Raw genomic sequence first — 11,874 nt, 5'->3', positions numbered from 1 at the left:
CGTCTAATATCCTCTTGGACTATGGATATAACTAAAAAGAATTAAGGTTGTTGGGTTTTGATCACGGGTGATAGAGGAAGTTAATTGTTGAATGTTTATTTTGTTTTGATGAATAGACTTAAATAGGGGAATTTTTTCAAAATTTCTTATTTTTTATTCGTATTATGCACGATACTTCATCTCTTTGATGTTATCATCGTGGGGACAACGTGAGCCTGCTTAATAAAAAGGAATAAATAGTGATGAATAATAAATTATTTAAATTAGTCTGCTTAGGCTCTTTTTTAACCTCTTTTGCCTATGGCGTGATGTTAACGCTGCCGTTATTTTTAACCGACACTTTAAAGCTTTCGTTAGTGATGTCGAGTGAAATTATTTCAATGGGGATCATTGGGGTAGTGGCGTCGATTTTGTCGATTCCTTATGTGTTGAAATCTGTTTCTACTAATGTGATTGCTGCAATGGGGGCGTTAATTTATGCCTTTGCTATCGCATTGATTTTGTATACAGGTGGTGTTTTTCTTTATATTGCAGGTTTGTTGCTTGGTGCAGGGTGGGGGATTATTTATACGTTGGGGCCGATTATGGTGTCGTCAACCAGTAATACTGCCGAATTAAGTCGTCATTTTATGTTTATTTCGGCATTTAATATGTTAGGTGCCGGATTATCGCCAGTGATAGTCAAAACACTGCTCGATTATAATATTGCTATTGAATATATGTTTATGTTTGCTGTGTTGTTGAGTTTGTTAGCCGGTGGGTTATTTTTTAATGTAACCTTATCCAATAAGCAAAATAGCAGTAAATTATCGATTTTGCCAGTAATGAAAACCATTGTTACTTCAAATGCGGTCATTCCGTTAATAATGGTATTTTTAGGCGCCTGTATTTACATTTCAATGATGAACTTTCAATTTGTGTTTGCGAAAGAGAAGAATTTAAACTTTTCGATATTTTATATTTCTTATACTTTTTCATTATTATTTGCCCGATTCTATCTGGCTAAATTTATTTTAAAACTGTCACAGCAGTTAGCCATGATCGGCTTGTTATTCATTATGTTGATCGCTTTGTGTCTATTTTTGGTTACGACAAACAATATTTTTTATATTGTACCGTCGTCATTATTAGGCATAAGTTATGGTTTGGTTTATCCGTTAATTCAAACTCAAATGGTTAAAGACATCGATGCTGAAAAGCGAAGTATCTATTTAACTATTTTTAGTTTAAGCTACTTCATTGGCGTATTTGGCTATCCGTATCTGTTTAGTTTAGGATTAGATTCAAGCGGTGTTTTAGGCTCGTTTTTAGTGCTGATTTCACTGTGTGTGTTAGATATTGTATTTGCCTGTTTATTATTTAAAAAATTTACCAGATAAGTCGTGATATCCTTAATATGCAGAGGGATTGATAATCAATCCCTCATGCTGTCTTTATCAAACTAACACAACAGTTAATCAACAATAATGCCTAAAAATTGACTTCATAAAATAGGCTTATAACACTTCAACTATCGATTCACACAGGCGTGACATATTATCAAGGGTCATGCCAGCGACATTGATTCGTCCCGAATTCACGATGTAAATACCGTAGTCGTTACGCAGTTTCAGTACTTGTTGTTCTGTTAATCCACTGAAAGAGAACATGCCGTTTTGTTTAGCGATGAAGCTAAAATCTTGATTGGCACCTTTATCTTGTAATGTTTTGACAAATAATTGGCGCATACGATGAATACGTTGACGCATACTTGTCAATTCATCGATCCACTCTTCTTTTAATTCCTTGTTATTTAAAATATAAGATACAATTTTGGCGCCGTGAGCGGGTGGATTAGAATAATTGGCACGAATAATGGTTTTAACTTGGCTAAAAGCCCGATCCGCAATCTCCGTATCAGCAGCGATTAAGGTAAAAGCACCAACTCGTTCATTATATAGCCCAAAGTTTTTAGAGTATGAGCTAGCAATTAATAATTCTGGGTGATGATCGGTGAATAGTCGTAATCCATACACATCTTCTTCTATACCTTGTCCAAATCCTTGATAAGCTAAGTCAAACAACGGTAACCAACCATTTTTTAAGGCTAAATCTGAAATGGCTTGCCATTGTTCAGGAGTTGGATCGATACCGGTTGGATTGTGACAGCAACCGTGAAAAAGTACCGCCTCACCTGCTGCAATTTTACTTAAATCTTGCATCAATCCATCAAAGTCCAAGCTATGGGTTTGTGCATCATAATAACGGTATTCTCGCACTTCAAGACCAGCAGTTTGGAAGACACTTCGATGATTTGGCCATGAAGGATTACTGACCCAAATACGTTTTACTTTGGTTCGGCGAGCTAAAAAATCGGCCATGATTCGTAAAGCGCCTGTGCCTCCAGGTGCTTGTGCCGTTCTGGCTCGTTCATTTTCGTTACCGAATAATAAGATTTGTGTGGCGATATTAAATTCTTTGATTCCGTCAATGGATAAGTAACTTTTTGTGGTTTCGTTATTTAATAAAAATTGTTCGGCTTTTTTGACGCTTTCTAAAATAGGTGTTTGGGTGGTTTCATCTTTATAGACACCGACACTTAAATTAATCTTACTGGTGCGTTCATCTTTATTATAAAGATCGGCTAATCCAAGTATCGGGTCGGCCGGTGCTGCTGTTAAACTTTCAAACATAATTCACCTATTTCGTCTAATCACTTTCATCGCATTATATACATAATATTTTATAATACACAATTTCGATACAGACAATTTGTGAATAAATGTTTAGACGATAATCTTGTTAATTTTTATGAATTATTTTTTTTCATTAAATTGAAAGATTATTAAAAAATGATGTTAAATTTTCAGCTAATATCGTCAGTTCTCCACTAATGAGATCTTCTTTAACCACTTCGCCAGTTAAATTATTTATGGCGATAATTTCGGTACTTTCATTGGTAGAGGCAATAAAAATAGTTGGTATTCGTTTTAATCTTTTTTGTTGCGACAAATGGGCAATTAAGTTCTGCTCTAAATTTGAGAAATCGTCATCATTCCATGCTTGTAGTAATACTAAATGAGTATCAGCAAAGTTTGCGTTTATATTTCCGGCATATTGTGTGCCATAAAAAACATGAGCACTTTGACACAGATTGATGTTAACGACTTGTTCTACAATAGTTAGATCTCTTGCCGGCTCTAATAAAAAAGGTTGCCAATATACTGCAAGTTGCGCTGTTTTTAGTATACAAGGTGAAGTAATGGCATGTAATTCTTCACTTTTAGGGGCATAATCAAATTGAGTCATCCAACGAGAAGTAAAATCAAGTAAGGCTGTTTTTTCGGGTGATTTCATAAATAAGTTAAGTCTCTTTTTTGAATTTGTTTTATATTTTTCTTCTATTATACAAATTAAGTCTCTTTATGTTCTACTAAGTAAGTTCCAAATTTTTATTTTTCAAATAATGCGTAAAAAAATGTAAAGCAATTTTGGCTTTTTAGTGTGGTTAATATAAATTTTTAATATATCTAATATGATTTTATTGAAATGATAAATATTATTTGTAAATAACTCAAAATATTAATCTAACTATCGATGAAATATGAAGTTTAATTTTCTTGCTATCCTTTGCTGAAACGTGAATAATAAGGGGGGATATTTTTATCCTTGTAATGCAGCAATGGCGTTAGACATTACAGTTTGTCAAAACAAAATAGCGTAAGTAGAATCAAGATAATTAGATAATATGTTTATTTTAAACAATCATATAAAGATTTAGTTTATTTGCTAGAACCAATAAAATGAAGGTTTGCAAATTAACCATTGAAATAATATCAATAAATTATATATTTAGGAATAATTCGGCGTGTCATTTGTACTTTTGAATTTAGCGGTTATCCCCCTAAAATATTATTTTAATGTAGTCAATGTGAAATCGGTGTCACATAAAATAATAACAAAAATAACACAAATAAAATAATGAACACTGTATAGAAATATCGAATTAAGTACTTTTTTTATCATTGTTAAAATAAGCATTTATCAATAATACGATTCTACCTACAATTAATTAAGATTAATGAAGAGTGTAGAATAATGAAAAGAATGCTAATCAATGCAACCCAGCAAGAAGAGCTGCGAGTTGCGCTTGTTGATGGCCAACGCTTATATGATTTAGATATCGAAAGTCTTGGGCATGAGCAGAAAAAGGCCAATATCTATAAAGGTAAAATTACTAAAATCAATCCAAGTTTAGAGGCGGCTTTTGTTTCATATGGTGGAGAGCGAGATGGTTTTTTACCATTAAAAGAGATTGCCGATAGTTATTTTCCATCCAATATGACCGGTCGTCGCACCATTAAACATCTTGAAGAAGGTCAAGAAGTTCTCATTCAAATTGAAAAAGAGATTCGAGGCAAAAAAGGTGCTGCGTTAACGACTTATATTAGTCTTGCTGGTAGTTATTTAGTTTTAATGCCCAATGATCCACGTGCTGGTGGTGTGTCTCGCCGAATTGAAGGTGAAGATCGTGCAGATTTAAAACGTATTATTGACGCTATTGAAAAGCCTAAAGGCATGGGTGTAATTGCCAGAACGGCGGGTGTTGGTAAAAGCCAAGAAGAGTTACAACAAGATTTAGATGCGTTAGTCAATTATTGGGCAGCGATTCAAAATGAAGCTAAGAATCATCCAGCACCAAGTTTAATCCACAAGGAAAGTGATATTATTACCCGAGCATTTCGTGATTATTTACGTGATGATGTGGGTGATATATTAATCGATAATCCGAAAGTCCTTGAGATCGCTAAAAAACGATTAGTTGATTTGGGGCGTGTTGAATACGTTAATCGACTAAAACTTTATGAGGGGGATGTACCTCTATTCAACCATTTTCAAATTGAAGGTCAAATTGAATCTGCGTTTCAACGTGAAGTGCGTTTACCTTCCGGCGGTTCTATTGTAATTGATGCGACCGAAGCATTAACAGCAATCGATATTAACTCCGCTAAATCGATACGGGGCAGTGACATTGAAGAAACGGCCTTTAACACTAATCTTGAGGCAGCTGAAGAAATTGCTCGTCAACTACGTTTACGTGACTTAGGTGGTCTAATTGTTATCGATTTTATCGATATGACACCAATTCGTAACCAACGTGAAGTTGAAAATCGCTTAAAAGAGGCGATGAAAACAGACCGAGCACGTATTCAAACAACACGAATTTCTCGATTTGGTCTGCTTGAAATGTCACGCCAACGATTAAGTCCGTCTTTGCGTGAAGCGACTCATCACATTTGTCCACGTTGTCAAGGAACGGGAACGATTCGTGATAATAATTCATTATCGCTTTCTATTCTTCGATTAATTCAAGAAGAAGCGATGAAAGATAACACAGTCCAAATTGATGTTATCGTGCCAGTGCCAATTGCCAGCTATTTATTAAATGAAAAACGTCGCGCGATTAATAATATTGAAAGAATGCACCCTGATGTAAAAATTGTCATTGTGGGTGATGAAGAGATGGAAACGCCACTTTATAAAGTGATTCGTAAACGTGTTGGCGAAGAGACTGATGTACTGAGTTATAACTTACCGAAATTAATCCGAGAACTGGAAGAAGAGGAAGAAGACGCAGCGGCTGAAATCATCGTTGAACAAGCGGTATTATCAGGGCCAAAAGTCGAAGCGAACACGACATCGAAAGAAAAGAGCGAGCCTAAAGTTGAAAAATCTGGGGGCTTGTTCAGTGGATTATTCAGTAAGTTACGCAAATTATTTGTTGCTGAAAAAAGTGAACCTGAACCAGAAGTTAAACCAAAACCGACTAAAAGACGTGAAAATAATCGATCGAATAGTCGCCGTCAGCGTAATAGTCGTAATAGCAATGGTGCAAATGCTAATAGCAGCGCAGCAACAGAAGACGTGAAAGAGACAACTCGTAGTAACAGTCGTCGTACTAAGCAAAATAATAGTCATTCGGCGAATGCGGTAAATGCGACTAAAGCTGAAAAAACAGCGAATAATAATGAAGTGGTCACACCGAAACAAAAAGAAGTGAAACCAAGACGTCAACAACGTTCATTGACAAAAAGCGTACGTGTGAAAAATAGTGAAGCACCGATTCAAGTCAATGAAGAGCGTGTTGTTATTCCATCGTTATTATTACCGGTGATAGTGCCTGAACAGGCTGAGACAACACCTGTTTTAGAGTCACAACCAAAACGTCAACGACGCACTTCCAGACATCTACGTATGAATGGACAACGTAATAAACGACGGGTACGAAGTGGCGATCTTAAAAAATCACCTATGCCGTTACAATTTGCTGCTGCATCTCTTGAATTGGCATTAGGTCGGGTTGCGATTGATTATAGTCAAATCACACAAGATGAACCAAGTAATGTGGTTCCTGTTATTCCTTCACTTTTATTACCTGTTATCGTTAAAAATGAAGTGACAGAAGCCCGTTCTGAACCGACAATTGACACAGCTGATTTGAATGATGTATCCATCAATTCTGAATCAACTCAAGTTTATGATGCTGCAAAAGACAGTGAACAAGAAAGTCATGATAGTGATGTGAATACTGATGTGTCTCAAGCTATGGGTCACGCTTCGTCAGTGATGACTAAAGCCCCTGCACCAGAGTATGTAGATTCTGAAATTGGTTTCAAATTACGGGAAGAATCAGATTATCACTTTGAAGGGAAAGGAGAAGCGGGCGGTTTAAGCTCTCAAAACCATGCCTTTGCTAAAGCAAGTAAACCTTCCTATCCTTCAGAATAATAGTTTCAAAACTGATATTTATAAACAGAGTGGTCATCAGACCACTTCTGTTCCTACTTAGACAAATAAAAGCGATAAGATAAACATGATTATTTATATTTTGAAAAAAATAGTCACTTTTGTATTAATTATCTGCATTTTGGCTCAGATCAGCTTTTGCCTTGTCTATTTTTCGCCCCATTCTATGTTTAATCATCTTCATATTGTTGATGCTTACAGTTCTTTCTTTAGGCAATTATTGCAAGGACAATTTACATTAACCTCAGGAGAAAAGGTCTCGTTTCTTTATACTTTATCCGCGACGATTGAACTGTGTATTCTAGCCTTAGCGGTAGCACTAATTGTTGGTTTACCGTTGGGTATCTTTTTAGGTTTGAGTAATATTAATTGGCTAAATAGCACGATTCGGTTAGGGTGCTTATTACTATATTCATGTCCTATTGTGATGCTAATTGTGATTGTTATGTTTTGGGTCTCTCCAAATTGGTCTGTATCAATACATTTTGATACCTCTTCCTCCGCTATTGGTACATCGTTATTAGAGATTTTACTGTCTGACAAACAGAATAAAATAGATTTATTGATTGAGCAGTTTCAATATTTAAAACTTCCGATAATCATTCTTGCAATACAGCCTAGCATTATGACTATTCAGCTTATTAGCCAAAATGTCAAAAATACCTCACGCCAGAACTACATAAAAATGGCTGCAATTCGAGAAAGGTCACCTTTAAAAATTTTACGACGACATTTATTGCCCAATACCATTCCGGCAACTATTCCTCAATTGACTTATAATACGACTACATTGTTGTTTTCAACAATGATTGTCGGAATATTATTTAACCGTGTTGGATTAGGGCAATGGGTTATGGGTGCTTATCATCATCATAATTATTTTATTATCTCAATTGCTATTTTTGCTTGTGGAACGGTGATAAGCTTTTTAACACTATTGGGCGAAATTACCGCTGTGGCTATTTATCCATTACGTCATAAGGAACATCATGTCTAAGGTAACAAGGTTATTAAATAGCGTGGCATTGTGTTTTAATAAGCTACATAGTAATCTTTATTCAATTGTTGGCTTTTATGGCATTGTGGCAATTGTCTTTGTTGCTGTTTCAACAAAGTGGTTTTTTCATGCCCATTTAGATCCTATTTATGCAAGTTCCTTACCGCCAGCATGGTTTATGAATGGCGATATTAATCACATTTTAGGCACCAATGCTAAAGGACAAGATATTTTTGATTACTTATTAATTGGTTATCGCTCAACCTTATCGATGACACTAAAAGCGGTATTTTATGTTGTTGTGATTGCAGGATTAATTAATTATTTAATGTTCTTTATTCCATTTCTACGATCTTTTATTTTATTGATTTTCCGATTTTTTATGGTCGTACCACCTTTATTGGGGGTTATCGTTGTCAGTATGTTATTTGAAGATGACATAACCAATATGTTGTTAATCATTGGGTTATCTTATTCACCACGATTTATATACAATATCCATCAACGAGTGATTAAGGAGTGGAATAAAACTTATATCACGGCTTATCGGCTTGATGGTTTATCCAAAATAACGATTTTAAATCACTATATTTTGCCTAATATTCTGCCGGTCTATTTAACTGAAATTGTATCGTTATTTAGCTCAATTATCTTAGCCATTACCAGCATCACCTTTTTAGGTTTTGCTAACGATACCTCCAGACCCGATTTAGGGATGATGATGTTTAAAATGAAAGACATTATTGGTACCAATTACTTGGCCTTTTTATCCCCCGGAATTGCGGTTTCAGCTACCATTATCTTTGTTTATTTATTAAACTTTGGATTAAATGGTCGACGAGCAGGGCATTAATCATGGCATTGTTAGATATTCGTAATTTAACGATTGAGTTTATTACTCCTGACGGTCTGCTACGTGCTATCGACCGGGTTAACCTTAGATTATCAGAAGGTGAAATTCGAGGATTAGTAGGCGAATCCGGTTCTGGTAAAAGCTTAATTGCCAAAGCGATTTTAGGGATCACCAATCACAATTGGAAAATTTCGGCAGATCGCTTTCATTTTAATAATATTGATTTATTAAAACTTACGCCTAAACAACGCCGTAAAGTTATTAGTGCGAATATTTCCATGATATTCCAAGAACCACAATCATGTTTAGATCCATCCATGAAAATTGGGCAACAACTGATCGAGGCAATACCTAGACGCACCTTTAAGGGTCATTGGTGGCAACGGCTATTTTGGCGTAAAAATCGTGCGATTGAACTATTGCATCGGGTTGGAATCAAAGAGCATAAAGAAATATTAAAGTCTTATCCGTTTGAACTGACGGAAGGTGAATGTCAAAAAGTCATGATAGCCATTGCATTAGCCAATCAACCTAAATTACTCATTGCCGATGAGCCGACTAATGCTATGGAAGCCACGACAGAAGCCCAAATTTTTAGGCTACTGGCTAGCATGAATCAAAATATGGGCACCACGATTTTACTTATTAGCCATGATTTGCAAATGATTACAAGGTGGACAGATCGAATTAATGTATTGTATTGTGGACAGACGGTTGAAGTGGCGGATAGCGAAGATTTAATAAAATCGCCTTATCACCCTTATACACAGGCACTCATTTACGCCATTCCAGATTTTGGTAAGGCAATGCCACATAAAAGCCCGTTAAATACTTTACCGGGTGTTATTCCGTCACTTGAACATTTACCTATTGGCTGTCGATTGGGCCCACGTTGTCCTTATGCACAAAAAAAATGTATTCAAGCACCCGAATTAATCCAAATTAAAGATCACTTTGTTGCTTGTCATTTTCCTTTAAATACTGATGAGTAAAATTATCAATACCAGGACTAAACCATGAACCCAATTTTAAAAGTGCGTAATTTGTCAAAGCAATTTAAAATTCCTAAAGGATTTTTGGGGCATCTATACATTGATGCTGTTAAACCGATATCTTTCTCGATCAATGAAGGAAAAACCTTGGCAATTATTGGTCAGAATGGATCGGGCAAATCAACATTAGCTAAAATGTTAGTTGGAATGGTCAAACCGGATAGTGGTGATATTTGGATTGATGGCACAAAAGTCGAATACGGCGATTATAGTTACCGTTGTCAACTTATTCGCATGATTTTTCAACATGTTGAAAGCTCTTTTGATCCAAGACTTCGCATTGGTCAATTGCTTGAAATTCCACTCAAACACAATACACATTACGATGCGTTTGAACGTGAAAAAATGATAAGCGACGTATTAAAGCAAGTTGGGTTACTGCCTGAACATGCTTCTTATTATCCAGCGGTAATGGCATCGGGGCAAAAACAACGGGTCGCCCTAGCGAGAGCATTAATTCTAAAACCGAAAGTTATTATTTTAGACGAAGCGTTAGCCGCATTAGATATCTCGATGCGTTCACAGATTGTTAATTTGATGTTGTCATTACAAGCCGAGCATAACATCTCTTATATTTATGTGACTCAAGATATAGGGATGATGAAGCATATTAGTGATCAAATCTTAGTGATGCACAAAGGCGAACTTGTTGAATACGGGAATACCGCCGAAGTGTTAGCCTCGCCACTTAGTGATATCACCCAAAAACTCGTTAATAGCTATTTTGGCGAAGCGTTAACCGCTGACTCATGGCGCACCGATACACGGGCTTTTTAACTCTTTCCTTACTGTTGTCAATTATTCAATCTAAAAAAGACCAATGCGAATTTAATTTTATTCGTTTATAGTAGTTTCATGATTTTCTTTGAGATATTGGATTTGTCTGATCAAAATAAAAACCTCGACAAATAATCTAAAACATCTTATATTTAGCTATACAGATTTCTAGACGTCTATTTTAGGTTATAAAAGATTGTTGATTATTAGGAGTTTTTGCTATGCCTATTTGTATTCCTGATTCATTACCAGCCGTTGATGTACTTCGTAAAGAAAATATTTTTATCATGACATCTTCTCGTGCAAATACACAAGAAATTCGTCCGCTAAAGCTGCTTTTTCTTAATCTTATGCCTAAAAAAATAGAGACAGAAAACCAATTTTTACGACTGCTTTCCAACTCCTCATTACAAGTCGATATTCAACTATTACGTATTGATCAGCGTGAATCGAAAAATACACCAGTCGAGCATTTAAATAGTTTCTATTGTGATTTTGACGATATACGTGAACAAAATTTTGATGGGCTTATTATCACTGGCGCACCGTTAGGAAAAGTGGCCTTTACGGATGTAGTCTATTGGTCAAAATTAGTTGAAATTATCACATGGGCAAAAGAACATGTCACCTCAACCATGTTTGTGTGTTGGGCAGTACAAGCCGCTTTAAATGTACTTTATGATTTACCAAAATTTACACGTTCACAAAAATTATCTGGGGTTTATCAGCATCAAATTTTACAACCTAATGCCATTTTAACCCGAGGATTCGATGACTCTTTTTTAGCACCGCATTCACGGTATGCAGATTTTCCGATTGAAAAAATAAAAAATTATACCGATCTTTCAATACTGGCAGATTCAGATATCACTGGGCCTTATTTAATGGCAACAGCAGATAAACGGATGGCATTTGTTACCGGGCATCCTGAATATGACTCTTTTACTTTAGCCAATGAATATTTCCGTGATCTTAAAGTTGGCATTCAGCCAACTATCCCAGAAAATTATTTTCCTCATAATAATCCAGACTTAACCCCTAAAGCTACATGGCGTAGTCACGCTTATTTATTGTTCAGCAATTGGCTTAACTATTATGTCTATCAATTAACACCATTTGATTTAACGACACGCAATTTAACAATTGATGATTAAACCAAACATAAAGAAATTATACCTAGATTAAAAGAGCCAAAAATAAATTAATTATTCTAACTTTGATCGGCTATTGCTTGTGCAATACCATTTGATTAATGATTTATAATTAGAATTTGTTTGTTGAGATTAAAAAAATAACGGGTAATCATTTCCAATAAATTGCGTATTTATTTCTAAAAAAGAAAAAAAAGCTTGTCGCCTGTCAAAAAATAATCTATCCTAAAAAAATGGTTTTATATAAAAATGCAAAAT

The 11,874-nt window shown here is 35.4% G+C and carries 9 protein-coding genes and 1 pseudogene; 8 read left to right on the top strand and 2 right to left on the bottom strand.

Annotated elements, in window-relative coordinates; genetic code table 11:
- Positions 1–242 precede the first annotated feature (242 nt).
- On the top strand, positions 243–1,379 hold the full coding sequence (locus ACGH6P_RS10235) for an MFS transporter (protein ID WP_220216015.1): 1,137 nt from the start codon (positions 243–245) through the stop codon (positions 1,377–1,379).
- 117 nt (positions 1,380–1,496) lie between these two features.
- On the opposite strand, the gene ACGH6P_RS10230 is transcribed toward ACGH6P_RS10235, so the two are convergent.
- Together ACGH6P_RS10230 and syd are read right to left on the bottom strand one after the other, a co-directional pair.
- The gene (locus ACGH6P_RS10230) at positions 1,497–2,672 is read right to left on the bottom strand and encodes an aromatic amino acid transaminase (RefSeq protein WP_411597403.1); all 1,176 of its coding nucleotides are present in this window, start codon (positions 2,670–2,672) and stop codon (positions 1,497–1,499) included.
- A 136-nt stretch (positions 2,673–2,808) separates the two neighbouring features.
- Positions 2,809–3,336, bottom strand: coding sequence for a SecY-interacting protein (syd, locus tag ACGH6P_RS10225; RefSeq protein WP_411597402.1), 528 nt, complete (start codon positions 3,334–3,336; stop codon positions 2,809–2,811).
- Positions 3,337–4,077: 741 nt separating this feature from the next.
- On the opposite strand from syd, the pseudogene rne reads away from it, so the two are divergent.
- The 7 genes and pseudogenes from rne to metA form a co-directional block, all read left to right on the top strand.
- A pseudogene (rne, locus tag ACGH6P_RS10220) lies at positions 4,078–6,072 on the top strand (ribonuclease E); the annotation flags it as partial.
- A gap of 162 nt (positions 6,073–6,234) precedes the next feature.
- Positions 6,235–6,768, top strand: a complete 534-nt coding sequence (locus ACGH6P_RS10215; RefSeq protein WP_411597419.1) for a hypothetical protein — start codon at positions 6,235–6,237, stop codon at positions 6,766–6,768.
- A gap of 184 nt (positions 6,769–6,952) precedes the next feature.
- Entirely contained in the window at positions 6,953–7,783 is an 831-nt protein-coding gene (locus ACGH6P_RS10210; RefSeq protein WP_411597401.1) for an ABC transporter permease subunit, read from the top strand.
- Positions 7,776–8,636, top strand: coding sequence for an ABC transporter permease subunit (locus ACGH6P_RS10205; RefSeq protein ID WP_411590910.1), 861 nt, complete (start codon positions 7,776–7,778; stop codon positions 8,634–8,636). The genes ACGH6P_RS10210 and ACGH6P_RS10205 overlap by 8 nt, the downstream gene beginning before the upstream one ends.
- 2 nt (positions 8,637–8,638) lie before the next feature.
- A complete protein-coding gene (gene sapD / locus ACGH6P_RS10200; RefSeq protein WP_065559789.1) occupies positions 8,639–9,628 on the top strand; it encodes a putrescine export ABC transporter ATP-binding protein SapD in 990 nt (329 codons plus the stop codon).
- Positions 9,629–9,652: 24 nt separating this feature from the next.
- A complete protein-coding gene (locus ACGH6P_RS10195) occupies positions 9,653–10,465 on the top strand; it encodes an ATP-binding cassette domain-containing protein (RefSeq protein WP_220216008.1) in 813 nt (270 codons plus the stop codon).
- Between the two features lie 221 nt (positions 10,466–10,686).
- Positions 10,687–11,619, top strand: a complete 933-nt coding sequence (gene metA / locus ACGH6P_RS10190) for a homoserine O-succinyltransferase MetA (RefSeq protein WP_411597400.1) — start codon at positions 10,687–10,689, stop codon at positions 11,617–11,619.
- Positions 11,620–11,874: the final 255 nt, after the last annotated feature.

Source organism: Gilliamella sp. CG25, from assembly GCF_046635705.1.
Classification (GTDB): domain Bacteria; phylum Pseudomonadota; class Gammaproteobacteria; order Enterobacterales; family Orbaceae; genus Gilliamella; species Gilliamella apicola_I.
This window is presented reverse-complemented; position numbering and strand designations above follow the sequence as displayed.